The organism is Sphingomonas sp. SP3, from assembly GCF_058514305.1.
In genome coordinates this window covers 238243-263636 of record NZ_JBZSOE010000001.1, presented here as the reverse complement: position 1 = coordinate 263636, position 25394 = coordinate 238243, and the positions used below count along the sequence as shown (strand labels likewise).

The 25394-nt window shown below is 63.9% G+C and carries 31 protein-coding genes and 2 tRNA genes; 17 read left to right on the top strand and 16 right to left on the bottom strand.

The annotated features are described in order from the left end of the window. Nucleotides 1–16 precede the first annotated feature (16 nt). A complete protein-coding gene (locus tag AC4K8G_RS01510; RefSeq protein ID WP_491732420.1) occupies nucleotides 17–391 on the bottom strand; it encodes a hypothetical protein in 375 nt (124 codons plus the stop codon). A 135-nt stretch (nucleotides 392–526) separates the two neighbouring features. Between AC4K8G_RS01510 and AC4K8G_RS01505 the strand changes: the two genes are divergently transcribed. Both AC4K8G_RS01505 and AC4K8G_RS01500 read left to right on the top strand, forming a co-directional pair. Beyond that, nucleotides 527–757, top strand: coding sequence for a DUF2842 domain-containing protein (locus AC4K8G_RS01505; RefSeq protein WP_491732419.1), 231 nt, complete (start codon nucleotides 527–529; stop codon nucleotides 755–757). A gap of 40 nt (nucleotides 758–797) precedes the next feature. Beyond that, nucleotides 798–1910 carry a cell wall hydrolase gene (locus AC4K8G_RS01500; protein ID WP_491732418.1) on the top strand — a complete coding sequence of 371 codons (1113 nt, stop codon included), beginning with the start codon at nucleotides 798–800 and terminating at the stop codon, nucleotides 1908–1910. On the opposite strand, the gene AC4K8G_RS01495 is transcribed toward AC4K8G_RS01500, so the two are convergent. The 8 genes from AC4K8G_RS01495 to AC4K8G_RS01460 all read right to left on the bottom strand — a co-directional run bounded on the left by AC4K8G_RS01495 (nucleotide 1907) and on the right by AC4K8G_RS01460 (nucleotide 7325). Then, nucleotides 1907–2644 carry a J domain-containing protein gene (locus tag AC4K8G_RS01495; protein WP_491732417.1) on the bottom strand — a complete coding sequence of 246 codons (738 nt, stop codon included), beginning with the start codon at nucleotides 2642–2644 and terminating at the stop codon, nucleotides 1907–1909. The two genes, AC4K8G_RS01500 and AC4K8G_RS01495, sit on opposite strands and share 4 nt — an antisense overlap. A gap of 40 nt (nucleotides 2645–2684) precedes the next feature. Further along, a tRNA-Asp gene (locus tag AC4K8G_RS01490) sits at nucleotides 2685–2761 on the bottom strand. 20 nt (nucleotides 2762–2781) lie between these two features. Continuing rightward, complete coding sequence (locus AC4K8G_RS01485; protein WP_491732416.1) at nucleotides 2782–4020, bottom strand: AI-2E family transporter; 1239 nt, start codon at nucleotides 4018–4020, stop codon at nucleotides 2782–2784. Between the two features lie 42 nt (nucleotides 4021–4062). Beyond that, nucleotides 4063–4148: transfer RNA gene (locus tag AC4K8G_RS01480), tRNA-Leu, on the bottom strand. Between the two features lie 46 nt (nucleotides 4149–4194). After that, entirely contained in the window at nucleotides 4195–4641 is a 447-nt protein-coding gene (locus AC4K8G_RS01475; RefSeq protein ID WP_491732415.1) for a DUF805 domain-containing protein, read from the bottom strand. Between the two features lie 74 nt (nucleotides 4642–4715). After that, complete coding sequence (locus AC4K8G_RS01470) at nucleotides 4716–5207, bottom strand: DUF805 domain-containing protein (RefSeq protein ID WP_491732414.1); 492 nt, start codon at nucleotides 5205–5207, stop codon at nucleotides 4716–4718. After that, nucleotides 5204–5764, bottom strand: coding sequence for a DUF805 domain-containing protein (locus AC4K8G_RS01465; protein WP_491732413.1), 561 nt, complete (start codon nucleotides 5762–5764; stop codon nucleotides 5204–5206). Before AC4K8G_RS01465 ends, AC4K8G_RS01470 begins: the two co-directional genes overlap by 4 nt. A gap of 52 nt (nucleotides 5765–5816) precedes the next feature. Beyond that, a complete protein-coding gene (locus tag AC4K8G_RS01460) occupies nucleotides 5817–7325 on the bottom strand; it encodes a YifB family Mg chelatase-like AAA ATPase (RefSeq protein WP_491732412.1) in 1509 nt (502 codons plus the stop codon). Nucleotides 7326–7399: 74 nt separating this feature from the next. Between AC4K8G_RS01460 and AC4K8G_RS01455 the strand changes: the two genes are divergently transcribed. The 7 genes from AC4K8G_RS01455 to AC4K8G_RS01425 all read left to right on the top strand — a co-directional run bounded on the left by AC4K8G_RS01455 (nucleotide 7400) and on the right by AC4K8G_RS01425 (nucleotide 11588). Beyond that, nucleotides 7400–7789 (top strand): hypothetical protein, encoded by a 390-nt coding sequence (locus AC4K8G_RS01455; protein WP_491732411.1) that lies wholly within the window; start codon nucleotides 7400–7402, stop codon nucleotides 7787–7789. Nucleotides 7790–7876: 87 nt separating this feature from the next. Beyond that, a complete protein-coding gene (rpmH, locus tag AC4K8G_RS01450; protein ID WP_037504084.1) occupies nucleotides 7877–8011 on the top strand; it encodes a 50S ribosomal protein L34 in 135 nt (44 codons plus the stop codon). 56 nt (nucleotides 8012–8067) lie between these two features. Beyond that, nucleotides 8068–8337, top strand: a complete 270-nt coding sequence (rnpA, locus tag AC4K8G_RS01445; protein ID WP_491732410.1) for a ribonuclease P protein component — start codon at nucleotides 8068–8070, stop codon at nucleotides 8335–8337. Continuing rightward, on the top strand, nucleotides 8334–8546 hold the full coding sequence (yidD, locus tag AC4K8G_RS01440; RefSeq protein WP_491732409.1) for a membrane protein insertion efficiency factor YidD: 213 nt from the start codon (nucleotides 8334–8336) through the stop codon (nucleotides 8544–8546). Before rnpA ends, yidD begins: the two co-directional genes overlap by 4 nt. Before the next feature lie 16 nt (nucleotides 8547–8562). Then, nucleotides 8563–10266 carry a membrane protein insertase YidC gene (yidC, locus tag AC4K8G_RS01435; RefSeq protein ID WP_491732408.1) on the top strand — a complete coding sequence of 568 codons (1704 nt, stop codon included), beginning with the start codon at nucleotides 8563–8565 and terminating at the stop codon, nucleotides 10264–10266. After that, nucleotides 10263–10907, top strand: coding sequence for a ribosome biogenesis GTP-binding protein YihA/YsxC (gene yihA / locus AC4K8G_RS01430; protein ID WP_491732407.1), 645 nt, complete (start codon nucleotides 10263–10265; stop codon nucleotides 10905–10907). Before yidC ends, yihA begins: the two co-directional genes overlap by 4 nt. A gap of 12 nt (nucleotides 10908–10919) precedes the next feature. Continuing rightward, nucleotides 10920–11588 carry a glutathione S-transferase family protein gene (locus AC4K8G_RS01425; protein ID WP_491732406.1) on the top strand — a complete coding sequence of 223 codons (669 nt, stop codon included), beginning with the start codon at nucleotides 10920–10922 and terminating at the stop codon, nucleotides 11586–11588. Here AC4K8G_RS01425 and AC4K8G_RS01420 read toward each other — a convergent pair. Both AC4K8G_RS01420 and AC4K8G_RS01415 read right to left on the bottom strand, forming a co-directional pair. Continuing rightward, complete coding sequence (locus tag AC4K8G_RS01420; protein WP_491732405.1) at nucleotides 11585–12040, bottom strand: cupin domain-containing protein; 456 nt, start codon at nucleotides 12038–12040, stop codon at nucleotides 11585–11587. The genes AC4K8G_RS01425 and AC4K8G_RS01420 overlap by 4 nt on opposite strands. Before the next feature lie 47 nt (nucleotides 12041–12087). Beyond that, entirely contained in the window at nucleotides 12088–14160 is a 2073-nt protein-coding gene (locus AC4K8G_RS01415) for a TonB-dependent receptor plug domain-containing protein (protein WP_491732404.1), read from the bottom strand. 169 nt (nucleotides 14161–14329) lie between these two features. Between AC4K8G_RS01415 and dapE the strand changes: the two genes are divergently transcribed. After that, complete coding sequence (gene dapE, locus AC4K8G_RS01410; RefSeq protein WP_491732403.1) at nucleotides 14330–15457, top strand: succinyl-diaminopimelate desuccinylase; 1128 nt, start codon at nucleotides 14330–14332, stop codon at nucleotides 15455–15457. 32 nt (nucleotides 15458–15489) lie between these two features. Here dapE and AC4K8G_RS01405 read toward each other — a convergent pair whose 3' ends face one another. Next, the gene (locus AC4K8G_RS01405) at nucleotides 15490–15672 is read right to left on the bottom strand and encodes a hypothetical protein (RefSeq protein ID WP_491732402.1); all 183 of its coding nucleotides are present in this window, start codon (nucleotides 15670–15672) and stop codon (nucleotides 15490–15492) included. A gap of 216 nt (nucleotides 15673–15888) precedes the next feature. Here AC4K8G_RS01405 and AC4K8G_RS01400 point away from each other — a divergent pair, with 216 nt between their 5' ends. The 4 genes from AC4K8G_RS01400 (at nucleotide 15889) to AC4K8G_RS01385 (ending at nucleotide 17952) form a co-directional block, all read left to right on the top strand. Next, entirely contained in the window at nucleotides 15889–16329 is a 441-nt protein-coding gene (locus tag AC4K8G_RS01400; RefSeq protein ID WP_491732401.1) for a hypothetical protein, read from the top strand. A gap of 128 nt (nucleotides 16330–16457) precedes the next feature. Next, nucleotides 16458–16622, top strand: coding sequence for a hypothetical protein (locus AC4K8G_RS01395; RefSeq protein WP_491732400.1), 165 nt, complete (start codon nucleotides 16458–16460; stop codon nucleotides 16620–16622). 56 nt (nucleotides 16623–16678) lie between these two features. Then, nucleotides 16679–16876, top strand: a complete 198-nt coding sequence (locus AC4K8G_RS01390) for a hypothetical protein (RefSeq protein WP_491732399.1) — start codon at nucleotides 16679–16681, stop codon at nucleotides 16874–16876. 50 nt (nucleotides 16877–16926) lie between these two features. Next, nucleotides 16927–17952 (top strand): Vgb family protein, encoded by a 1026-nt coding sequence (locus AC4K8G_RS01385; protein ID WP_491732398.1) that lies wholly within the window; start codon nucleotides 16927–16929, stop codon nucleotides 17950–17952. A 54-nt stretch (nucleotides 17953–18006) separates the two neighbouring features. Here the strand turns inward: AC4K8G_RS01385 and AC4K8G_RS01380 are convergent, their stop codons facing one another. The 4 genes from AC4K8G_RS01380 to AC4K8G_RS01365 form a co-directional block, all read right to left on the bottom strand. Further along, nucleotides 18007–19689 carry a putative bifunctional diguanylate cyclase/phosphodiesterase gene (locus AC4K8G_RS01380; RefSeq protein ID WP_491732397.1) on the bottom strand — a complete coding sequence of 561 codons (1683 nt, stop codon included), beginning with the start codon at nucleotides 19687–19689 and terminating at the stop codon, nucleotides 18007–18009. A gap of 72 nt (nucleotides 19690–19761) precedes the next feature. Then, nucleotides 19762–20154 (bottom strand): Smr/MutS family protein, encoded by a 393-nt coding sequence (locus AC4K8G_RS01375; RefSeq protein WP_491732396.1) that lies wholly within the window; start codon nucleotides 20152–20154, stop codon nucleotides 19762–19764. A gap of 100 nt (nucleotides 20155–20254) precedes the next feature. Continuing rightward, nucleotides 20255–21448 (bottom strand): murein transglycosylase A, encoded by a 1194-nt coding sequence (gene mltA / locus AC4K8G_RS01370; protein WP_491732395.1) that lies wholly within the window; start codon nucleotides 21446–21448, stop codon nucleotides 20255–20257. Then, the gene (locus tag AC4K8G_RS01365) at nucleotides 21445–22098 is read right to left on the bottom strand and encodes a Tim44/TimA family putative adaptor protein (protein WP_491732394.1); all 654 of its coding nucleotides are present in this window, start codon (nucleotides 22096–22098) and stop codon (nucleotides 21445–21447) included. The genes mltA and AC4K8G_RS01365 overlap by 4 nt, the downstream gene beginning before the upstream one ends. A gap of 178 nt (nucleotides 22099–22276) precedes the next feature. On the opposite strand from AC4K8G_RS01365, the gene secB reads away from it, so the two are divergent. The 3 genes from secB to trpS are packed head-to-tail and all read left to right on the top strand — an operon-like array spanning nucleotide 22277 to nucleotide 25394. Continuing rightward, the gene (secB, locus tag AC4K8G_RS01360; RefSeq protein WP_491732393.1) at nucleotides 22277–22807 is read left to right on the top strand and encodes a protein-export chaperone SecB; all 531 of its coding nucleotides are present in this window, start codon (nucleotides 22277–22279) and stop codon (nucleotides 22805–22807) included. A 24-nt stretch (nucleotides 22808–22831) separates the two neighbouring features. Next, entirely contained in the window at nucleotides 22832–24388 is a 1557-nt protein-coding gene (gene murJ / locus AC4K8G_RS01355) for a murein biosynthesis integral membrane protein MurJ (RefSeq protein WP_491732392.1), read from the top strand. 10 nt (nucleotides 24389–24398) lie between these two features. Beyond that, entirely contained in the window at nucleotides 24399–25394 is a 996-nt protein-coding gene (gene trpS, locus AC4K8G_RS01350; RefSeq protein WP_491734383.1) for a tryptophan--tRNA ligase, read from the top strand.

Sequence of the window (25394 nt, the reverse complement as noted above, 5' to 3'; positions counted from 1 at the left end):
CCTTGTGAACGATCACTCAGGGCCGGGTGTAGGGGATGAACTCACCGAGCACACACGACGGCCCCGGAATGTGGCTGTCGCGGTCGACCGAGCGGACGATGTCGCCGCGGCAGTATGCGGAAACTGTCGGCTCGAAGACCGGAATGTCATTGAGTCCGAACGGGCAACTTGGGCCAAGCGCGTTCACCCAGATCGTCTTGCCGCTGCCATAGATCAGCGTCGTGCGATCATTGGCGAAATGCATTCCCTCGGTCGGCCGAAGCGGCAGGCAATCCTTGGGTGCGCCCGCTGTCCTGCCGGTCAACTCGGTCAGGGGCCGCTGCGCGACCGGTGCCGGCGGTGCCGCGCAGGAACCCAGCATCAGGGATACGATGACTAGCTTCTGCCGCATATCGACTCTCCTTCGCGTTCCTACCAATCTCGCTTGGCGCACCTGAACAACGGATTTCAACACAAGCATAGTGCTTCCCTATTCGTTCCAGGTTCTCGGTCGCGCCGAAGGTTCGCGCGGTGTAAACGGCCACGCGTGAACCGAATCACCCAACCGTCGGCACGAAAAGGCGTCGGAATCGCACTGATTCTGCTGATGATCGTGGTCTGGGCGACGCTCGTCGCAAGCCTTGCTCCGATCGTCGGCAAATGGCCTGTTCTCGTTCAGGCTCCATACTATCTCATTATGGGAATAGCGTGGATTATCCCCTTGAAACCGTTGATTAGATGGAGCGAGAGCGGGCGGCTCAGGGAACCTCACGAGTGAATCGTTGAAGTTGCTGTATTAGAAGACTATATCACTATCCATGGCGCAATCATTGTCCCTTTCCCGCCCCTGGGCGGAGCTTGGCCGCACGGCGACGCAGTTGAAACTGCGCGCGGTTGAGCTGTCGCGCGCCTATCCGCGGGAGACGATCGGCGCTGGCGTGTTCGGTTTCGTTGCAGCGGTCGCGATTGGGACGGCCTTTGCGCCCGGGATGAACAATGGCGCGCAGGCTGCGCCTCCGGCTCCCCCGCCCCTGCTGATGCGCGACATCGCGCCGACGCAGGCCGTGCAGGTCAATGCCGAGATTCCGGTGACTGCGGGTCCTAACCCGGCAGCCTCGGCCTTCAACTTCAAAGGCAATGCGGCAACGCGCGGCGAGGCGCTGAACTGCCTTGCCAGCGCCGTCTATTATGAGGCCGGCAGCCAGGATGACGACGGCGAGCGGGCGGTTGCGCAGGTGGTTCTCAACCGCGTTCGTCACCCAGCCTTCCCGTCGACCGTTTGCGGCGTCGTCTATGAAGGCTCGACGCGAGCCACCGGCTGCCAGTTCACCTTCACTTGCGACGGTTCGCTTTACCGCCAGCCGGACGCGGTCGGATGGCGCCGCGCATATAAGATCGCGGAGGCCGCGCTCGGCGGCTACGTCTATGCCCCGGTCGGCTGGGCGACCCACTATCATGCCAATTACGTGGTGCCCTACTGGGCCTCGACGCTCGCGAAGAGCGCTGTGGTCGGGGCGCACATCTTCTACCGCTGGGCCGGCGGATGGGGCCAGCCTGCGAGCTTCAGCCAGGGTTATGCCTCGCGCGAGCCCAATGCGCTCGGCCTGCGCAATGCAGCGCTGGCCGCCGAAGCCGCCACTGCCGGCCAGAACCAGACCGTCGCCGAGGCGATCGACAAGCTTCCGGGCGCCGAGGAGATCAAGCTTGCGCCGTCGATGCGCGGCGACAAGCGCGTCGCGGTTCGCTTCAACCTGACCGCGCGCAAGGCCTCCGACGAGGTCGCGCACGAGGATTACGTCAAGAAATTCGAGGCGTCGGACAACCTCAAGTGGACGCTGTCGAGCGAAACCACCTCGGCTGACGAAAAGCCGCTCGGCAAAACCAGCCAGGCCACGCCCGCCCCGGCAGGCAACGCGGCGACCCAGCCCTAATCGGTCGCGGGCTCGTTCGGCGCGAGCTGGAGCTCCACCCGGAGACGGATCCGGTCTAGCCGCCCATCGATCGCCAGATAATCGTCGGATAGCGACGACGCGCCGCTCCACAGCCGGCCGGTCACCGCCAGCTCGCCGAACGGACCCTGGTCGCGCAACGGATCGCGATCCTGGAGCTGGACGACCGCATCATCGAACGCCGCGCAACGGTCGAGTTGGGCGATGCTGGGGTCGGTCCGCAGCTTGTGGTGGCAATTCCGGCTGACCGAGGCGAGCGCCATCTCGTCTGACAATCGGGACATCCGCACGGCTTCGCGTGCCGCGCCATCGATCAGGGGGAGATTCAACGGCTGGTTCATAACGTTCGGCGCACTGGCCGCAATCGCCCCATTCACCAGTTGCAGTTTCGGCGCCGCAGACGGCAACGCCTGACCTACCGGCCGAGCGAGCATCAGGCCCGCAACCACGCCGACCGCCAGCGCTCCAACGGCGATCATCCAGCCCTGGCGGCGCGGATACTCATCGGGGTGGTCATGAAATTCGAGCGCGTCTTTGGCGCGCGGCCCCCGAATCTCGCGATAGGCGCGGTTAATCTCCGATGCGCGGCTGGCATCCCCGCCCTCGCGGTCGGGATGGTGTTCCTTCATGAGCTTTCGATAGGCGCGGTCGACCGACGCGTCGTCGGCCCCGGGATCGAGCCCGAGCGCGGCATAAGCAGATGCATCCCCGCCCATCTTGTGGACGGTCTAACCTACTCTCATGGCGCATGAACAGTGGCGCGAGTGACGGGGCTCGAACCCGCGACCTCCGGCGTGACAGGCCGGCGCTCTAACCAACTGAGCTACACCCGCGTTTTTGGCGTGGCGGCGACCTAGGTGGCAGCCTTCGGGGTGTCAACCATGGCAGGCTCCATTTCCTGCCTTTCCTCGATTTCGTCTTCGTCGTGCTCACCGGCGTGGGTCAATGTGCCATGCTCGAACAGGAATCCCGCGATGTCTGGCGTGCCCGCGGCGGAGAAGATCGTCTTCATGATAATCAGCAGCGGAACTGCGAGCAGCGCGCCGGTCGTGCCCCAAATCCACGCCCAGAAGGACAGCGAGACGAGGATCGACAGCGGGCTGATGGTGAGACGGTGGCCGACAACCATCGGCGTGAAGAAATTGGCTTCGACCAGGTGGAAACCGATGAAAACGGCCGGTGGCGCGAGAGCCGTCCACGCGTCTGGGTATGTCATCAGGCCGCCGAGAAACAAGAGCAGCGCGCAGACGATCGGCCCGAGGTAGGGAACGTAATTGGCCACCGCGACAATGCCGCCCCACATGACCGGCGAGGGCATTCCGAGCCACCACAAGACGAGCGCGGTCAGCGTGCCAAGGCCGATGTTAATGAGGGTGATCGTGCCGAGATAGGTCGACGTCGCGTCGACGACCTCCTGGATGACCCGCGCAGTCGTCAGCGCGCCTTCGAAGCTGCCGCGGCTGACGATCGTCTTCTTCCGCATGGTGGTCCAGCCGGCGAGGAAGAAGAAGATCACGAGCAATGCGAAAAATAGTTGGATCAACAGGTGCGGTGCCGAGCTGATGAGCAGGCTCGACATCGAATTGGGCGTTTCTATCCGGACCGCCCGCGCCTGGCTCGCTGCCTGGTTGATCTCGACCTGCGAGACCGTGCGGTCGATAAACTTGTCGAGGTTCTTGTAGAGGTCGAAGATCGGTTCGAGCGCCGACCGGACCTTGCCGATCTTGCTAGGTACCTGCGCGACCCAGTCGGAGGCCGGAACGACGATCGACCCGATCGCGAAGATGAACATCAGCAGGAAGATGATCACGCACAGGCCCGCCGATAGCTTGGCCGGCACGCCGCGCCGCTCGAACCATTCGAGCAAGGGCACCAGCGCGATCGCGACAACCAGCGCGGCAGTCACCGGCATGAAGAATTCAGCCCCGGCACGGAGCGCGAAGGGGATCACGATGATCACCCCAATCCCCGCAATCAGGGTCAGTGACGCGAGCAGCCGATCGCGCTTCGCAGTGATCGATTCCGCGAGGACCGCCGCTTCGTCGGCAGTATCGTCATCGACATGATGGTGCTTACGGGTACGCGCGTCCATGGCCGCACCTTATCGCCCGTCACTGCACATCGCTAGCGCGTTTGGTGCCCCTGGTCCGACTCGAACGGACACTCCGGTGAAGGAACTCGATTTTGAGTCGAGCGCGTCTACCATTCCGCCACAGGGGCCCCCGCAGCGCCGCTTAGCTAGGCGAGGAGCCCGGGCGGGGCAACCTCACCGCGCGTAAGAGAATGCGGTGGGCGCGGCACCATAGCGGTTGGGCACCGATGAGCCCCTCTTCAAAAGGAGGGTCAGCAGGTTGGCGAATGCCAGCAACGTAATGGCGAGGAAGCCGAGCGCGATTATCTTGGGAAGAAAGCCGCGGAAGGCGAACGCCAGCGGCAACGCGGCGAACATGGCGCAGGGTACGACCAGCTCGCGGCCGCTCTTATTGAGATCGTGGAGGCGGCGGACGGCGACCGCGATCTGTGGAATGATGAGCAGCAAGGCAACTAGGCCTGAAAGCGCCGGACCAATTCCGAACAGCAGGCCCAGGAAGCCACAGACCGCGTTCGCGATGATGACGAACGCCAGAAAGCACCAAAATTCCTCGCGCGACGCGCGGCTTTTGAAGTCGGCATATTTCTTCAGCGTCTCAACGGCAGATTGGAAGATAAACATGGTGCCCCCTCACTACACGCGCCGCAGCGCAGGGGGATGATCACCAATGCTGCTTTATTTTCGGTTACGCCGCGTCAGGCGAAAACTTCCTCGAGTTCGTCCCCGCCATAAGGATCGGCGCCATAGCGGTTAGGGCCATCAGTGCCAGCCTGCGCCATAAACACCAGCGAGGTGATCGACATGCCAATTATCGCCAGGATCAGTACGATCATTAGAGTGTACGAGAGGTAGTTCGATGCTCCTTTGAAGTCCTTCATGACAGCCAAAACACCGATCGCCCCCAGCGCGGCAACGAAGCCCAGAAGCCACCATGCGCTGCGATCTGTGTCGTGGAGCCTGCGGACCGTCACCGCGATCCATGGCACCAGCAGGACGAGAGAAAGAACGCCATTCAAAGCCTGGTCGGTCCCCGCGGCTGCGTCGATAATCCGAAACGGAATACTTACGATGATCGTGCCAAGGTAGAACCACCAATATTCGGCGCGCGGTGCCCGACCGCTGAAAGTCGCGAACTTCTTCAGGGGCGTGATTGCCCATTGAATGGGGCTCAGGTCGCCGCCGTTCATGCGAACACCTCTTCGACGTTAGCGCCGTAGGGATCCTCGCCATAGCGATTCGGCCCCGGCGTGCCGCGCAGGCAGAAGAACACGAGTAAAGCGATTCCGTAGGCGAACATGACCAGGGCCAAAATACCCACACCAACGGCCAAAACGGGGCTGGGCGGGGGCGCAACACCGGCCGCTCCCGCACGGATGGCAGGAGACATGACCCCAAACAGGGAAACCATATAGATGACGTACAAAAGGTAAAAACCACCGATCCACCAACCCGAACGGTTGATGTCGTGGAGACGCCGGATTTGGACTGCAATCGTCGGTACCAGGAGCGCCAGCCAATAGAGAACGATAAGGATTGCCATTACCCCAAACGAACCGAACCCGGTCGGATCGCCCATGGCCGCCAGGCCCGTAGCGCCGAACCCGAACGCAAACGCCATCACAAGATAGATCACCATCGCGAACAGGAAGAACCACCAGAATTCGGCGCGCGACGCACGGCCGGAGAATTTTGCATAATTCTTGAGCGGGCGAAGCGCCCATTGGATCGGATTGAGATTATTCACTGACCACTCCCCTTGACGCCTTGAAGCTGACCTACCGAGTTCATTCAATCCCTCAATTGCGCGGCGCGTGGCGGCGATAACTGAGCGCCTCCGCCACGTGGATCCGGCCGACTTCCTCTGCGCCCGCGAGGTCGGCAATTGTTCGCGCAACTCGCAGAACGCGATGAAAGCCCCGGGCTGACAACCGCATCGCCGCAGCCGCATCGGCGAGGAGCTTGCGCCCCGGCTCGTCCGGCGTCGCAACATCATCGAGCAATTCGCCGTCCGCTTCAGCATTGGTGCGCGGACCATGACCATTGTAGCGATCAGCCTGAACCTGACGCGCAGCCGCGACGCGGCGAGCGACGTCCGCGCTGCCTTCGGCCGGCGGCGGCAAGGTGAGGTCGGCAGCCGAGACGCCCGGCACTTCGACATGAAGATCGATACGGTCGAGCAGCGGTCCCGAGACCCGCGCCTGGTAGTCGGCCGCACAGCGCGGCGCGCGGCTGCAGGCGAGCGCCGGATCACCGAGATGGCCGCAGCGGCATGGGTTCATCGCCGCGATCAGCTGAACCCGCGCCGGAAAGGTTACGTGGGTATTGGCGCGAGCGACGCTGACATTGCCGGTTTCGAGCGGCTGGCGGAGCGAATCGAGCACCTGGCGCTGGAACTCGGGCAGCTCGTCGAGGAACAAAACGCCGAGATGGGCGAGGCTGATCTCGCCCGGGCGGACGCGAAGGCCGCCGCCCACCAGCGCGGGCATCGAGGCGCTATGGTGCGGCGCGCGGAATGGCCGCCGCCGCTTGATCTTGCCGCCGCTGAGCTCGCCCGCGACCGAGGCGACCATGGATACTTCGAGCGCTTCGGACGGCTGTAACGGCGGAAGAATGCCCGGAAGACAGGCGGCGAGCAGCGATTTGCCCGCCCCCGGCGGCCCGCTCATCAACAGATTGTGCCCGCCGGCGGCCGCAATTTCGAGCGCGCGCTTGGCGACTTCCTGCCCTTTCACCTGCGCGAGGTCGGGGCCGGCATCCGGCGGCTCCACCTCCGCCGCAGCCGGCGCGCCGACCAGTGCCGTGCCCTTGAGATGCGCGAGAAGCGCCAGCAGGTCGGGCGCCGCGACCACGTCGAGCTGCCCGGCCCAGCTGGCTTCGCTGCCCTGCGCGGCTGGACAGATCAGTCCCTTGTCGAGCGATGAGGCATGAAGCGCGGCGAGAAGCACGCCGGGCGAGGCAGCGATTCGCCCGTCGAGGCTAAGTTCCCCTACCGCCACATAGTCGGCGAGCGTCTCGGCATCGGTCGCGCCGATCGCCGCGAGCAGGCACAAAGCGATGGGAAGGTCGAAGTGCGACCCTTCCTTGGGCAAATCGGCGGGGGAGAGGTTGATCGTGATCCGCTTGGGCGGGAGAGCCAACCCGATCGATGACAAGGCGGCGCGCACCCGCTCGCGGCTCTCGCGAACGGCGTTGTCGGGCAGGCCAACGATAATGAAAGCCGGAAGGCCAGACGAAAGCTGGACCTGGACTTCGACCGCGCGAGCCTCGAGCCCGAGGTAAGCGACAGTGGCGACGGTCGCGGCCATCAGGCCCCGCCCCCCAAACACGCTGCACTGGTCAGGAAATCCCCCTAGCTCGGCGCGAAGACGCTAGCGCGGCCATGCTGACTTCCGCAAGCGGCTTGCGCGATGCCGCGGGCATGACCAAATGCTTGCCGATGATGACACGCAAGCAATGGCGCGAGTTTTTCGACAAGCCGACCGTCGAGTGGGGCATGTTTGCCCTCGGCGTGCTGCTGATCATCATCGGTTTCATCGTCGCTCCGCTCCCTGGACCCGGCGGTATCTTCTTCCTCGCCCCCGGCCTGGCGCTGGTGCTGAGGAGCAGCATGTGGGCCAAGCGGCACTATGTCCGGGTCAAGCGTTGGCAGCCCAAGGCCGGCCGCTGGATGGACTGGGCGCTCCGCCGGCCGAGCGCCCAGCGCCGAGAAGCGATCCGCAAGGCGGCCAAGGAAGAGCAAAGGGCACTGGAATCCGATGCCGGGAATTGACTTGCCGGTCCCTCTCCACTATCGGCGCGCACGACAGTGGCTGCCTCTTGGGCGGCCCTTTTTCTTTTAGATTTTGAGGCATGAGCGATGAAGCGCACCTTTCAGCCGAGCAACCTGGTCCGCAAGCGGCGTCACGGGTTCCGCAGCCGCATGGCAACCGTCGGCGGCCGCAAGGTGCTGAACGCCCGCCGCGCGCGCGGCCGCAAGAAGCTCAGCGCCTAACCAACATTCGGAAACGCGCCGACTTCCTTGCCGCCAACAGCGGCAAACGCGCGTCCATGCCCGGCTTCATCCTCCTGGTCAGGGACCGCGAGGACCAGGATCCCGCGATGCGGGTGGGCTTTACCGTCACCAAGAAGATCGGCGGCGCCGTCGTCCGTAACCGCATGAAGCGGCGCTTCCGTGCGCTCGCCCGCGAGCTTGTTCCTACGAACGGCATCCCCGGTGCCGACCATGTGATGATCGGCCGCGCCAAGGGCGTTGAGCGCGACTTCGGCATGCTCCGCTCGGAGCTGGCGAGCGCCCTCGACCGGCTTCGCGCCCAATGATTGCCAAAGCCCTCATCCTGGTCGCCAAGGCCTGGCAGAAGGGACCTTCCCAAATCCTGCCGCCGAGCTGCCGCTATCAGCCGAGCTGCTCGGCCTATGCGATCACCGCGCTTCAACGCTATGGGGCCGCGCGGGGCAGCTGGCTGGCGTTGAAGCGAATCCTTCGCTGCCATCCGTGGGGCGGCCAGGGCCCCGACCCGGTTCCGTAAAGAGGATCAAAGCCAAGTGAACGACAGTAAGAACCTGATCCTCGCAGTGGTGCTGAGCGCGCTCGTGCTGCTCGGCTGGACCTGGGCTGCGAACAAATATTTCCCGACCGCCAATCCGCCGTCGACCAAGGTCGAGAACGGCAAGCAGGAGCCCCTGCCCCAGCCGCAGGCGCAGCCCACCGCGGTTCCCGCCGCCAAGTCGCTTCAAACCCGCGCGGCGGTGCTCGGATCGAGCCCCCGGGTGAAAATCCAGACCCCGTCGCTTCAGGGGTCGATCAACCTCAAAGGCGCGCAGATCGACGACCTGACCCTGGTTCGCCAACGTGAGACGATCGCCAAGAATTCGCCGCCGGTCCGCCTGCTGTCACCGCTCGGCGCGCCGGGTTCCTACATCGCTGCGTTCGGCTGGACCGGCCAGGGCGTGCCCTCGCTCGACACAGTGTGGACCGCGGACAGCCAGATGCTGGCCCCCGGACATCCGGTGACGCTCAGCACCCAGATGCCGGACGGAACGCGCTACCAGATCAAGGTCGCGGTCGATGACGGCTACCTTTTCACCGTCGACCAGCGGGTCCTCAACGCATCGGCGCAGCCGCTAACGGTTCGACCGATCGGCCTCGTCAGCCGCGCGCTAAAGTCGCACGACCCCGATAGCTGGACCAACCATGTCGGTCCGATCAGCGTATTTGGCGGCAAGGCCGACTATGACGTGGATTACAATACGCTCGACGAAGGATCGGCGTCAGCTTTCAACGACGTCACCGGCTGGCTCGGCTTCACCGATAAATATTGGCTGACCGCGCTGGTCCCCGGGAACGCGCCGATGAGCGCCGATTTCCGCCGGTCCCCGAGCGGTGGCTACCAGGCGGATTACGCGCTGGCGCCGGTTGTAGTCGCTCCGGGTCAGACGGTTGGGAATCAGGTTCGCCTATTCGCCGGCGCCAAGGAGAAAACCTGGCTCGACCGCTACGAGGATGCGGGCATCACGAAGCTCTCAAAGTCGATCGACTGGGGCTGGTTCGAATTCTTCATGCGGCCGATCTTCGACCTTCTAATGCTCCTGTTCCACACGGTGGGCAATTTCGGCGTGGCGATCATCTGCCTCACCCTGATCGTGCGCGGGATCATGTTCCCGATCGCCCAGAAGCAGTTCCAGTCGATGGCCGCGATGCGCAAGGTCCAGCCAAAGCTCAAGGCGATCCAGGAGCGGTTCAAGGACGACAAGGCGAAGCAGCAGCAGGAGATCCTGAAGCTTTACCAGGCCGAGAAGATCAACCCCGCCGCCGGCTGCCTCCCCATCCTGCTCCAGATCCCGGTCTTCTATGCGCTCTACAAGGTGCTGCTGGTGAGCGTCGAAATGCGCCACCAGCCGTTCGTGCTGTGGATTAAGGACCTGTCGGCCGCCGACCCGCTGACTCCGGTCAACCTGTTCGGGCTGCTGCACTTCACGCCGCCCGCGTTCCTGGCGATCGGCATCCTGCCGATCCTGGTCGGGGCGACCCAATATATGTCGATGAAGCTGAACCCGCAGCCCATGGACCCGGCGCAGGCCCAGATCTTCGCGATCATGCCCTGGTTCCTGGTCTTCATCATGGCGCCCTTCGCCGCGGGCCTGCAGCTCTACTGGATCACCAACAACGTGCTGACGATGGCCCAACAATGGTGGCTTTACCGCAAGTACGGCCTCCACTTCAGCGACACGCACCCGGTCCACACATGATTTCGGGGCGCGATGACGACATTGCCGAACAGGCGCGCAAGCTCTTCGCGGGCCCGATCGAGTTCCTGAAGTCAGCGCCCGAGCTCAGGTTCCTGCCGGATGCGGTGGTGCCGGAGATTGCTTTCGCGGGCCGGTCGAACGTGGGCAAGAGCTCACTGCTCAACGCGCTGACCAACCGCAGCAAGCTGGCGCGGACGTCGAACACGCCAGGACGGACGCAGGAGCTCAACTTCTTCGACGTCGGCGATCCGTTGCAAATGCGGCTGGTCGACATGCCCGGTTATGGCTTCGCCGAGGCTCCGAAGGACATGGTCAAGCGCTGGCGCTTCCTGATCAACGATTACCTGCGCGGCCGTCAGGTTCTGAAGCGGGCGCTGGTGCTGGTTGATTCGCGCCACGGCCTGAAGGAGGTCGACCGCGATGTCCTCAAGATGCTCGACGAGGCGGCGGTCAGCTATCACCTCGTCCTCACCAAGAGCGACAAGGTGAAGCCTTCGGCGCTCGGCGCGCTCTATGAGGCGACTCTGGTGGAAGCCGCCAAACATCCCGCCGCGCATCCGACCATCTTCACCACGTCGAGCGAAACCGGTAGCGGGATCGCCGAGTTACGAACTGCAATCCTCGACGCTGCCACGACGTAACAGGAGAATAGCTTGTTCAAGCTGATCATCGGCAATCGCGCTTATTCGAGCTGGTCGATGCGCGGATGGCTCGCGGCCAAGCAATCGGGCGAAGAGTTCGAGGAACTGGTCGTCCCGATGTTCGACGACGAATGGGACCAGCGCCGCGAAGGCGACGAGTTCGCCCCGTCCCTCGGCAAGGTGCCCATCCTGTGGGACGGCGACTGCGTCGTGTGGGATAGCCTCGCCATCGTCGAATTCCTCGCCGACCGGGTCGGACGCGAGAAATATTGGCCGGAAGACGCCGGCGCGCGCGGCATGGCGCGGTCGATGGCCGCGGAAATGCATTCGGGCTTCGCCAACCTTCGCCGCGAGCTGCCGATGAATGTCCGCAAGAGTTACCCGCCGGCCGAGCTCAGCGACGATGTGCGCGAGGAGATCGACCGCATTCTCCAGCTGTGGGCGCAAGCCCGCGCGCGCTTCGGCGGGACCGGCGACTTCCTGTTCGGCGACTGGTGCGCGGCCGACATGATGTATGCCCCGGTGGTGACCCGCTTCATCACCTATGGCGTTCCGATGCCCAACTTCGCCGGGGTCTATATGAAGGCGGTGCTGTCGCACCCGCATGTCGCCGAATGGATCGACAAGGCCCAGGACGAGCCGTGGGTGATCGAAAAATACGAGGTCGAGGAAGCCGCCTAGAAGGGCGTTCCGTCCTTGTGCGTGTACATATTATCGTCGCGCGACGGATCGACCATCATGTCGATGTCTGAATAATAGCAGGGCTCCGCGGGCGCTCGGCCGATCGCGATCAGCCGGCACGGCTTGTCGGTCCGGTTGACGAAATGGTGGCCGTTGGCGACGCCCTTCGGAAAAACCGCGATGTCGCCCGGCCGCATCACGCTCTCGCCCTCGTCCTCGATCAGCACCGCTTCGCCCTCGAGCATGACGACGAGCTCGTCCTCGCCCTCATGCCAGTGCCGCTGACTCGACCAGGCGCCTGGCTCCAGCGTCGCGACGTTGGCGCCGAAGTCGGTGAGGCCGAACGGCGCCGCGAGGCGCTGGGCCCAACGGCCGCGAACCTGCTCGTCGTGAGGCGGCGGATAGCCCGTCCGGTTGACCTTCTCGATCTCGTCCAGGTTGACCTTCGGCATGGCTTTGCTCCCGCTTTCGCGAGGCCCGTAGCAAGACGAAAGCCGGCCTAGAAGGTGCCTTTTACGGATAGGCTGAAGATCGGGCCGACCAGCTCATTGCGCTTGTCGAAGTAAGCAACGGGCGTGCGGTCGCGGTAGCCCTCGTAGACGACACGGTTGAGCGTGTGACGGCCATCGAGGATGTTGTCGACGGAAGCGCGGACGGTCATCCCGAGCACATTCTTATGTTCAATGTAGAAGCCGACCATCCACGGGATGTCGAGCTCCCGGAAGACTTCGGTCAGGAAGTAATTCTTGGTGTAGTGGCGGTGCTGGATATAGGCGTCCCACGCCCAGTCCGTTCCCGGGATATCGTGGCGGATCTCGGCGGAGCCCCAGTGATCCTGGATATTGGTGATCGGCCGCTTTTCGCCGGTCAGCGGGTCCTTAACCGACGTCCACTCGCCGCCGATCGTCAGGTCCAGCTTGGCGCCCTTCCAGCCGATCGGATCGAAGTTGATCGTGCTGACGCTCTCCGCACCGATGCGGTCGGCGCGCGGCAGGTTGCCGATGCCTTCCTGGTTGTCGCCGATGGGGACGACATCGACGATGTCCGACACGCGATAATAATGGAGGTTGAGCCGGGTCTTGCCCCATGCGCCGAGATCGCGTGAAAATTCGGTCTCGACCTCCCAGCTTTGCGGCGGGACGAGGTTGGGATTGCCGGCATTCTCGCGGTCCTGGCTGAGCTTGGGCTGGGCGAGGAAATCATAGAAGCTGATCTGGCCGACCCGCCGGCGAAGCTTCAGGCTGACGTCCCAGCCTTTGGACGGGCGCCAGCCGAGGACGATGCTGCCCTTCGGCCGGAAGAACTTGCGTGCAGACTGGTCGTCGTCGGTCCGGTCGAGCTTCGAGATTTCGGCACCCGCGGCCACTTGCAGGTCGAGGTTTGAAGATAGCGGCCGGCTGAAGGTCAGGACGCTTTCGTAGCGGGTCTCGACAACCTTGCCTGAGCCTTGCGGGAAATCCTGCTCGACGAAGTGGCCGTCGGGGTCGAGCTCGAACAGCCGGCCCTTCTGGTCGAGCGAGTTGAACGCGCGCTCGAGCGACAGCTGCCAGTCGTTCTGACCCGTTTTCCAATGATATTCGCCGCGGCCGATGGTCTCGCCGATATGGGTGTCGCGGCTGAACCGGGTGCCCTCATCGGGCGCCCCGCTCGTGTCGAAATGAAGGATTTGCGTCGTGACGAGCGGCTCATGCTCCCAATGGCGAAGCCCGATCAGCTTGAGACGGCCCGGGCCGAGCGCGAACTCATAATCGCCGTTGATGTCACCCTTGTAGCCGTCGAGCTTGGTGATGGTCGAGCGGCTGCGGACCTCGCCGTCGACGAAGTTGCGGCGGTCGCGAACGTGCTCCGGGTTCCAATAAGGCGTGTAGCCAAGCGTCAGGTTGCCGACCGATGAGCCGGCCCCGTCGATGCCGAATTTCGCCTGGAGGTTCGCCTCCTCATATTCGGAATGGTATACCTCGTGCCGGCTCTCGGTCAGGACCCCGTTGCGGTCGTAGATCTTGACCGGCCCGCCAAGCCCGCCGCGCCCTGAGCCATTCTGGGCCGAAAAAGTATAGTCGATCGGCCCCTTCTTCCCCGAGTAGCTGATCGAGCCGGCGAGCAGCTCTGGCTTCGCATAATGCGCGCGGAAGTTGGGGTTCCATTCGAACTGGCCCGACGATGCGGCCTGCGCCTTAAGGACGACATTCGCGACCTGCCCGGCGAGTCCCGCGATGCCGAGGCTGGCGGCGTCGACAATTTCGATATGGTCGACCGTGGTCGCCGAGGTGCGCTTCAGCTGATCGACCGCGCCGCCGGATTTGTTGGCGATTCGCTGGCCGTTGATGAGGACGTTCTCGCTCGCCTGGCCAAGGCCGCGATCGAGTTCGGATGCCGACGGTGACTTGATGCTGAAGCCGGGCACCTGGACCAGCATGTCATAAGCTGTCTTGGGCGCGAACCGCGCAAAATCGGCGGGGGTGTAGACGAGCTTTGCTGCTGTCGTCGCGGGTGCGGGGCCCTGCTTCCCATGGGCCGGGGTTGCGGCCAGGACCGCGGTTCCACAAAGCAACAAAACACGCAGCACCAACATCACGAACTCCCTGTCTCGAGCGGCACGGTCGGTTCGTGCTACATTTGTAGCGTGCTACATTTGTAGCGCATCCGCAACCCCTTTTTCGACCAATCGACAAATGGTGGTGTAGTAACACAGCAACACACAGTTGGGTTGCGTGGTCGAGGAGGATTGCTACGGGCGATCAATGGCCTCGATCGACCCCGTAGCCCTCGCGGCTGACCTCATCTCCTGCCCCAGCGTCACGCCGGCGAGCGGCGAAGTCTTCGACCTGCTCGAGAATGCGCTGACGCCGCTCGGCTTCGAATGTCATCGCTGGGTGATGGGCGAAGCGCCCGACGGGCCGACCGAGAACATGGTGGCGATTCGTGGGTCAGGAGCGCCGCATTTCGGGTTCGCCGGCCACCTCGACGTCGTCCCGCCGGGCGACGGCTGGAGGGGCGACCCGTTCGGCGCGGCGATTGAAGACGGCGTGCTGGTCGGGCGCGGCGCTAACGACATGAAGAGCGCAATCGCGGCCTACGTCGCGGCCCTCTCGCGCCTCGGCGACACTCGCGGCACCTTGTCGTTGCTCATTACCGGCGATGAGGAAGGCTATGCGGTTTACGGCACGCCGCGCATCATCGACTGGCTGAACGAGCGCCAGATTCGCCCCGACATGATCCTCATCGGCGAGCCGACCTCGGTCGACCGGCTTGGCGACACGGTGAAGATCGGGCGGCGCGGCTCGGTCAACATGTGGATCGAGGTCCCCGGCGTTCAGGGCCACGTCGCCTACCCGCACCGCGCGACCAACCCGGTCCCTCCCCTCGCCCGCGTGATTGAAGCGCTCGAGGCCGTCCATCTCGACGACGGCACGGAGCAATTCCCGCCGTCGAACCTCGAGTTCACGGCGATCTCGACTCCGACGACCGCGAGCAATGTCATCCCCGGCTCGGCGACGGCGCAGCTCAACATCCGCTTCAACAATCTGCAGAAGGGCGCCGACCTGGTGAAAATGGTCGAGGAGATTGCCGAGCGCGAGGCGCCGGGGTCCAAGGTTACGGCGCGGATTTCGGGCGAAGCATTCCTGACGCCGCCGGGCCAGCTCTACGACGTGATCGTCGAGGCGATCGAGGAAGAGACGGGCCAGAAGCCCGAGCTATCGACCAGCGGCGGCACGTCGGACGGCCGCTTCCTCATTCAGCTATGCCCCGTGGTCGATTTCGGCCTGCCCAACGCGACCATGCACAAGCTCAACGAGTGCGCGGCGGTGGAGGATATCCAGGCGCTGTCGCGGATTTACGAGCGGATCGTGCGGAAGGTAGTCAGCTAGCGTCTGCTTTGGGTGGAAAGCTGCCATCGGCACTACCCGAAACGCTGTCGTGAAGCCCACCAGCGAAGCCCGACAAGCGCCGTCAGAACGAACAAGGCTCGAACGGTCGCATCGACGATGGTCACGTCGTTGGCGGTGCCGAGCAGGTGTGGAACCCCATAACGGATGGCAAAGACGGCAATTGCCACTGCCACTGCAAGCATGACCATGCGCACAAACATCGCCGTGTTTTGGTGCACCGTTCTAATGTCTGCAATGGGTCGAAAGCTGACATCGCGGCGCTAACCGACCCAAGTGAATTAGGTAAACCTGCTCACCTCGGCTAAGCCGTGGGCGGGGGCGATGCCGCACTTGCTGGCACTTCTGCCGATCTGGCGACGCCGACCCTCGCTTTGCGGAGCAATTATGCTCACGCATCGAGGAGCAATCACATGCGAACGATCATTCGGGCCGCGCTTTGCGCGGCAGCGATAGCGATGTCTGTACCAGCCATCGCGCAAGAGCTTCCCGTCAAGTCAGGGGAATTTTGGGACGTCGGAGCCATCTCCGTCGATGATGGCCACTTTCCGGATTATGTGGACTTTCTCGCGGGCGAGTTTCGCAAAAGGAATGATTTCGCCAAGTCCAGGGGCTGGATCAAGGGCTATCACATCATGTCAAACGTGAACCCGAGGGACGGGGAACCCGACCTGTACCTCGTTACTATTTTTGACCACCAGACGACTCCTGCCGAAGATATCCAGCGAGAGAAGGAGCTCAACGCTTTCATGGCGCAGACTACGCGACAATCTGCGGCGGGAAGTGGGCATCGCGCCACCTATCGCAAGCAGCGCGGCGATATGCTGCTTCAAGAACTGGTTTGGTCCCGCTGATGAACCGAGGGGCCGGTACCTGCCGGCTCCTCCTTTAACGGCGCTTGGCTACCTGAACTGTGTACGAGCCCTGCTTCTCCGGCCGCGCAACAAAAGCAACGGGCTCATTGCCTATCCGTTAGAGCCGCATGCCCGATGACGCCAAACGCTTCCGCGACCGCGCGATCGATTGTCGGAACCTAGCCAAGGCCGCTCACAATCAAGATGACCGGACGATGCTGGAGGAGATCGCCGAAGAGTTGGCCGAGGAGGCTCGAAAGATCGAAGCAGAACAAGTCGAAGCGCCGCGCTAGGCCCTCGTATCTGTCGGAAGCCTGATGTGTGCTTAGCGCAAAGCCTGGAGGGCGAGATGGCCCAGTATACAGTCCACGTTCCCGAATCTACGGCGTCAATGGGGATAGATCATCCGTTGAGCGGGCTTGAAGCATACACCAAGGTTTGCGAGCTCAGGGCCGCTGGCTTCGATGTGGTCACGTTGAAGAATGTCGAAACTGGCGAGGAAATCACGGACGTTGCATCTCTCGTTCTCGACAGCCCCGATGGCTGAAGGTTCACCGCGATAGATCCCTCCCGGGCGATTGGCCGGACTTCCGGGTAATGGCAGAAATGGTCGAAAGCAGACGGCAGCTTTGCACGGAAAGCGGACATTCGGGCCAGCGGGTCGCCTATGCTACCAAGGGCAGCGAACGGGGACTTATTATGAGATTGGTGATCGCTTTAGCTGCCGTGGCGGCAGCAAGCTGCGCGCCTTTGGCGCTGCGGCACCTTCCAACGGAGCCGCTCGTGCTCAAGGCACCGGGTCACTTGGACTTCTTGGCCGTGGATGGCGCTACTGTGTGGGCCACAAACCAAAGCCGGCTCGAGCATTGGTCAACGAAAGGCCGGCTGGCGTCCGTCCAACTGGCCGAACCGTGCGGAGCGATGGTGGTGCACTCTAAATTTGTCTGGGTCGCCGATTGCAAAGAAAAAGCTGTCTACAAGATCGATGTAAGAACTGCGGAAACAGTAGCGGTTGTACATACCGGGCTTGCCAGCCCGGATGGCGAGACCAACGTTGTTGCCGGCGGCGGGTCCATTTGGGTGCCGAGCGACACGTCCGGGAGGATTGCGCGAATAAATCCATCAAGCCATCGGGTGATTGCTTCAGTATCGGTCGATCCTGGTACGCATTACCTTGCTTTCGGCATGGATTCCTTATGGGCCGTCAGCAGCTCAAAGCAGTCGCTGCAGCAAATAAATCCCAAGACCAACACGGTCGTCCGACGCATCTCACTTGGCCGAGGACCCGGCTTTTTGGCCACCGGCGAAGGCGCCGTTTGGGTTCAGGAGCAGATCGATGGGACGGTGGCCCGAATCGATCCTGGGACGGGTAAGGTGACCGGCCGCGTCAAAGTTGGGAACAGCCTCAAGTGGGGCGACATTGACACAGGCGGTGGCCGGGTCTGGCTTCGCACCACCGATGATCAAACATACGCCATCATCGACCCTCGCACGCTCGCGATCACCGCCCGTGTTGCAAACGCCAGCGGAAGCGGGGCGATCCGATATGCGGGCAACGGCGTGTGGACGAGCGAGCACGATTTGGAGACGTTGACCTGGTGGGATTTTGGACGCCCACACTGAGCCGCCATCAGGGCCGACGCTAATGTCCGCAAATGGGTCGAAAGCTGACGTGAGCTAAGCCACCGACTTGGCGCCGCGGTCGGCATTACCAATCCACGCCAGGAACTCTTCCTCGAACATCGGCTGGGCGAACACGAAGCCCTGGACGATGTCGCAGCCCATGGCGCGCAGGATGTCGGCCTGGCCGACGGTCTCGACCGCCTCGGCAACGACCTCGCAGCCAACACCCTTGATCAGCTGGATCACCGCCTGGACGACGACGCGCGCGGTCTCGCATTCCTCGATGTCCGAGATGAGCGAGGGGTCGAGCTTCACGCGGTCGAGCGGCATGGCGCGCAACCGGGCGATATTCGAATAGCCGGTGCCGAAATCGTCGATCGCGATGCGGGCCCCGTCGGCGCGAAGCGCGGCAATCTCGTCGAGCACGGCCTCGCTGACTTCCATCGCCGCGCTCTCGGTGAACTCGAGCTCGATCAGCGACAGCGGCACGCCTGCGTCGGTGAAGGCCTGGCGAAGGCGCGGGAAGAAATCGACCCGATCGACCTGGCGCGGGCTGATGTTGAAGGACAGGCGGCTGTCGAAGCCATTGCGGTGCCAGGTGCCGAGCACGTTGGCGACCTCGGTCAGGACCCAGTCGCCGATCTCGGCGATAACGCCGGTCCGCTCCGCGATGGGGATGAAGGTTCCGGGCAGGCGCATACCGTCGCGCGGATGGCTCCAGCGCAGTAGCGCCTCGGCGCCGACCACCTGGCCGGTGACCAGGCTCATCTGCGGCTGGTAGGCGAGCACGAAATCACCGCGCTGGACGGCTTCGGTCAGCGCCTTCTCGGTATCGATCTTCTGCTGGTGCTCGGCGGCAAGGTCGGCGCTGAACAAGCAATGCTGGCCGCCCCCGCTCGACTTGGCGCGATACATGGCGATGTCCGCGGCGCGCATCAAAGATTCGATGCTGGTCCCATGGTCGGGGGTCAAAGCGACGCCGATCGACGCGCCGATATCGATGCTGTGCGAGCTGAGCTCGAACGGCTCGGAAATGGCCAGCACGACGCGGCGAGCGATCCGCTCGATCTCGGCGACGGATTCGATCTCCGGGAAGAACATGGTGAATTCGTCGCCGGCCAGGCGGGCGAGCAGCGGGCGAACCCGGGCGCTGCCGGTGAACTCGGCGTTGACGACCACCCGAAGGCGGTTGGCGACCATGATCAGCAACTGGTCGCCGCGAGCGTGGCCGAGGCTGTCGTTGACCATTTTGAAGCGGTCGAGGTCAACGAACAACATCGCCGACATGCTGCCTTCGAGCGCTTCGCTAAGCAGCTTGTCGGCTTCGGACCGGAAATGGAGACGGTTTGGAAGCGATGTGACGGGATCGTACATGCCGAGCGCATGGGCATTCTCGATCGAGGCGCGGACCTCGGAGAACAGGCTGTCCACCGCTGCGGCGAGCTTGGGCATGTTGCGTTTGACGGCCTCGGGTGCAGGCGACACCAGATCGCCGTCCTCGACCGCCATCAAGCGATCGCTCAACGCCGACAGGGCCCGCGCGCTCTCGCTGTTGGGCCTTTCCGACGCGATGTAACTGACAAGCAGGCAGAAGGCGCCGGCGATCAGCGCGGCCAGGATCTTCTCGTCGAACTCCGTCAGGTAGAGGAGCGCGGTTAGCGAGAAGAGAAAGGACGCAAAGCCAGCGGCACACGACAGGATCGCGTTGCTGATCTTCTGGGCCGTGCCTGCTTTCATCCCTTGGTGCGCCTCGCGCGGCGGTCGTTCCGCCAGACGTACCCGCGTTAAAGAATGGAGGTTAAGAAAGCGTCATCGCCGCCTCAGAATAAGGTAAAGACTGCCCCCGCCGCCGTGGCGCCGGTGGGCCCCGCGAACGGCCGCGATCGAGCCCGCGTGGCGCGATGCCGCAAGCCAGTCGTGAACCGCCGCACGGATCTTGCCCCGCTTTACCGGCGGATCGCCCGGGCGATGATGACCGGTAATCAGCAACACCACGCGATCGCCGCGCGCAATCGCCTGCTCCAGCCCGCGATCGATCGCCTGCCACGCATTGTCGAGGGTGAGGCCGTGGAGGTCGAGTACGCGATCAGGCTGGACGTCGCCCGAGCGCAAGCGCCGGTCCCAGCTTGAATCGAGCGTGTTGGCAATCTTCGCCGGCGGCGCGGCGAGCGGTCGTTCGATTGGCTTTGGTGTCGGCCGCACGGCCACAGGTTTCCGTTGCGGTTCAGTCTCTTGTGCTTCGTTCTTAGCGCGGGATAACGGACGGATCGAGGCCGTTACCCGGCCCCACAACCGTTCCTCGTCAGGGCTGAGCGAGCGCACGCGCGGCGACGCCCTTGGGAACCAGGATCAGCGCTTCGCCGGAAGCCGACATGCCGCCCGCGGTCGCCGTCGCTTCGGGTCCGGCGCCCCAGAAGGTATCGAACCGGTTGGGGCCCTTGATCGCGCCGCCGACGTCCTGCGCGACCCAAAGGCCGTCGAGTTCGTGCCGGTCCGCCTTATGGAGGTAGATTGGCGCCCCGAGCGGCACATATTTGGGGTCTGCGGCAACGGTGCCTCGCGGCGTGACCGGAACGCCGAGCGCGCCGATCGGTCCCGATCCGCCAAGCTCCTTGAAGAACACATAGGACATGTTCTCACGCATCAGCTCGCGGCCCTGGTCAGGATTGGCGCGGATCCAGTCCTTGATCGACTGCATGCTTGCGCCGCCCGGCGGCAGGATCCCGCGATCGCGCAAGAGGCGGCCGATCGCGGTATATTCGCGTCCATTCTGCCCGGCATAGCCGATCTGGATCGTCGATCCGTCGGAGAACCTGACCATCGCGGAGCCCTGAATCTCGGCGAAGAACAGGTCGATATTGTCCTTGGCCCAAGCGATCTCGAGCCCTCTTCCGGCGAGCGCGCCGTCCTCGATTTCCGCGCGGGTGTAGTACAGCGTGCAGGCGCCGTTCTGGTCGATCCGGCGCCCTGCAGATCCATTGGGTTGGGTGCAGCGGATGAGGTCTGGCGGCACGCGATAGATGGGCACGTAGCCCGGTAGCTGCACCCTCGACCCTTCGATCTCCGGTTCGTAATAGCCGGTCGCGAAGGCGCGCCCGTCGCCGACCTTCACCCAGTCGAAGCCATAATAGAAGAAGCCCGGCGCATAATCGGGAGAGAGCGAGCTCGCCTGGGTGCACAGGCCGTTCCAGTCGCCTGCCCGGGTGAGACCGGACGCGTCGGCACGCCGCATCAGCGCGCCGCAGCTCGTGCGGAATGCCCCGAGCGCGCGCTGCGCCTCGTCGGCCTTGAGCACGCGCGGGGCCTCGAGCTTGAGGCCGGTCTCGACCGCATTGCGCCCGACCGGTGAAGGCGGCCGTGGCACGGGGATCGGCACCGGCGCAGGGATGGGAGCCGGCGCTGGCGCGGGAATTTCAGGTTGGGGAGCCGGCTGGCTGGCGCAGGCGGCGAGAAGCGCGAAGGTGACGGCGAGTGCCGCCCGGCCGAGCCGCCTCACTCTTCCTCGTCGGTTTCGATCAGAACCCAGTTCGGGTCGCGCGAGCTGATGTCGCGGCGGAAGCTCCACAGATCACGCGTCTGGACTGCATCGCTGAGCGATCCGGCGACGACCTGGCCTTCGGCATTGCGGGTCACGGCGGCGATATCCGCTTCGAAGCGCACCGTGACGATAGCGACCGCACGATCGACGGAAGCCTCGGAGATCACCGCCTGGTCGATCGCGACCAGCCGGTTGTCGAGCGTCAGCCCGTCCTTCTTCCGCTGCTCGACGGCCGACGAGAAGGTCTCGAACACATGGTCGTCGACATGGCCGCGCACCGCGTCCAGCTCACCCTTCCAGAAGGATTCGAGGATCATCCGATATGCGGCCTTCGCGCCTTCGAGGAAGCGGGCAACGTCGAACGTGGAGTCAGCGGCAAGAAGCGCGCGAACACCGGGGCCCGCGGTCGGCAGGAAGGCCATGTCGCCGCTGTCAGCGGAGATCGGCTGCGGCGCCGACGGCTGGCTCATCCGCGGTTCGACCCGTGCGTCCGGATCGGCGGGCTTCAAAATGGGTTGCTGCTCATGGCCGGTACGCTCACCGAGCACGCTGTAGAGGCGCAGTCCGATGAACAAGGCAACGAGCGCGAGAATTACGATAACGGCCAACTTTGAGTCCTAACCAGTTCGCGCCCAACATAGTGCTACGGCGGTAAATATTCCAACACTCGCAACGCACGAAGGCGCCATTGCGCCCCAATATTGCGCCTGCTAGTCGCCACGCCGCAACGCGCCGCTCCTCGCGAGCGGCCCCCAGACAGCTCAACAGATTGCAAGGACAGCATAAATGGCGGATCAGGAACCGGCCGCGAACGGCAATGGCTCGGGCAATGTCGAGAATGAGGCCCAGGTCTCGGTTCTCGCTCAATATGTGAAGGATCTCTCGGTCGAGAATCCGAGCGCGCCTCAGGTTTTTCAGTGGCAGGTCCAGCCGAACCTCGATGTCCAGTTCAACATCAACGTCGAAAAGGCCGCGGACGACGTCCACGAAGTCACGCTGAAGATCGAAGTCGCGGCGCGCTCGGAGAACGGCGTCCATTTCGTCGTCGACCTCAGCTACGCTTGCCTGTTCGGGCTCCGCAACGTGCCTGACGAAGCGCTTCCGCCCTTCTTGCTGATCGAGGCTCCGCGCCTGCTCTTCCCGTTCGCGCGGCAGATCGTCGCCGAAGCAGTGACCAACCTCGGCTTCCCGCCGCTGCTGCTCGACCCGATCGACTTCGCGTCCGCCTATCTTGCCCAGGCCGAGGCGCAGAGCCAGGCTGCCCCCGCAGAAGGCGGCGATAATGGCGGCGGCGAACCGGCGCCGTCCGACGCCTGACGCCGCGAGCGGCTGGCGAACTCAATGAACCTCATCAAGTCGACCGGGACGATCGGCGGGCTGACGATGGTCAGCCGCATCGCCGGTTTCGCGCGCGAGATGCTGATGTCCCGCATCCTTGGTGCGGGCGTCTACACCGATGCTTTCTACGTCGCCTTCCGGCTTCCCAACACCTTCCGCCGCCTGTTCGGCGAGGGCGCATTCTCGGCGGGCTTCGTGCCGCTCTACAGCCAGCGTCTTCAGTCGGGCGGCGACGGCGAGGCGCGCAAATTCTCTGAAGAGGTGCTGGCGGTATTCCTGCCGACCCTGATCCTGTTCACCCTCGCGTTCGAAATCATCATGCCCCTGTTCATCTGGGCAATCACCGGTTGGCATGGTGATCAGCTGGCGTTCGGCACGTTCCTGACGCGAATCACCTTTCCCTACTTGCTGCTGATCAGCCTGGTTTCGCTCTTCTCCGGCATCCTCAACAGCATTGCGCGCTTCACTGCGGCGGCGTTCGCGCCGGCCCTGCTCAACCTCGCGATGTTGGCGGCCTTGCTGATCTTCCGGCAAGGCGGTGTCATTACCGCCACCGCAGTGGCGGCCGCAGTGACGATCGGCGGCGTGCTCCAGCTCGCGCTGCTGATCGGCGCGTGCAAGCGCGCTGGAATTGTCCTCAAGGTGCGCAAGCCCCAGCTCACGCCCGGCGTCCGCCAATTCGTCCGCGTCGTCATCCCCGCGACCCTCGGCGCGGGCGTCTACCAGGTGAGCGTGTTCATCGACACCTTCTTCCTCACGCGTATCGGCACCGGCGCGGTCAGCTGGTTCAACTATGCCGACCGCCTCAACCAGCTCCCGCTGGGCGTGATCGGCGCCGCGATTGGCACTGCCATCCTCCCGCAGGTCAGCCGCCACGTCGACATCGGCGAGGCCGACAAGGCCGCGCGGGTTCAGGGCCAGGCGGCCGAGCTTGCGATGCTCCTCTGCCTGCCGGCGGCGCTGGCATTGGCGGTCAGCGCCCTCCCCCTCGTTTCCGCGATTTTCGAGGCGGGCCGGTTCAACGCCAATGACGCCCATTATACGGCGCTGACCTTGTCGCTGATCGCGCTTGGCCTCCCTGCTTACGTACTCGTGAAGGTGCTGACCCCGGGCTTCTACGCCCGCCGTGATACCGCGACCCCGGTCAAGGTCGCGCTGGTCGTGCTCCTCGCGAACATCATACTCAACTTCGCCCTGATCCCGCCGTTTGGCATCGGTGGCCTTGCCGCTGCCGTGGCGATCAGCTCGTGGCTCAACTGCACGATCCTCTACGTGCTGCTTCATCGCCGCGGCCATTTCCGGATCGAGAAGTGGCTTGCCTCACGCCTCCTTCGGCAGTTGCTCGCCGGCTTGGCGATGGCTGTCGCATTGTTCGCGATCCGCACCGCGCTTTCGGGTTGGTTCGTGGGCTCGCTTACTCATCGCCTGGCGGGCGTCGTGGCGATCGTGGGCGGCGGGATGCTCGTCTATTTTCCGCTGGTCTGGATCCTCGGCGGGACGGACAAGGAAGAGCTGAAGAACCTGCTCAAGCGGAAGAGGTCCTACACCGATGCCGGCTGACAAACAGGCGATGCGCGTCGTTTCCGGAATTCAGCCGACCGGCGGGCTCCATTTGGGCAATCTGCTGGGCGCGATCCTGCGCTGGGTACGGATGCAGGACGAGGCTGAATGCTTGTTCTTCCTCGCCGACTTGCACGCGCTGACGGTCGACGTCGATCCGGACGAGCTTCGCTCAAACGTGCGCGAGATGGCAGCGGCGCTGATCGCCAGCGGTATCGATCCCGCCAAGTCCACGGTCTTCGCGCACAGTGCCGTCCCCGCACATCCTGAACTCGCCTGGATCCTCGGCTGCACCGCCCGCATGGGCTGGCTCAACCGGATGACTCAGTGGAAGGACAAGGCAGGCAAGAACCGCGAAGGCGCGTCGGTCGGCCTGTTCAGCTACCCGGTGCTCCAGGCGGCCGACATCCTGCTCTACAACGCGACGCACGTGCCCGTCGGCGAGGACCAGAAGCAACACGTTGAGCTGACCCGCGACATCGCGCTGAAGTTCAACACCGACTATGACGTCGATCTGTTCGTGCCGCCCGAACCGTTCATCGGCGGCGGCACGGCGGCGCGGGTGATGAGCCTTCGGGACGGAAGCTCGAAAATGTCCAAGACGGACCCGTCGGACATGAGCCGGATCAACCTGACCGACAGCGACGATGAAATCGCGCAGAAGGTCCGCAAGGCTAAGACCGATCCCGAACCGCTGCCGGCCGACCCTGCCGGACTGGATTCCCGGCCCGAAGCGAAGAATTTGGTCGGCATATACGGTGCGGTCACCGACCAGAGCGTGGAGCAAGTTCTTGCCCAGTTCGCCGGTCAGGGATTCGGATCGTTCAAGCCAGCCCTGGCGGATGCCTTGATCGCATTACTGGCGCCGCTTCGCACGCGCCTCGAACAATTCCGCGCCGATCCGGCGGAGCTCGACCGGATCCTCGCGGCCGGCGCTGAACGGGCGAGCGAGCTCGCCGCACCTACGCTTGCAGCCGCGTACCGGGCCGTCGGTTTAACGCGCTAG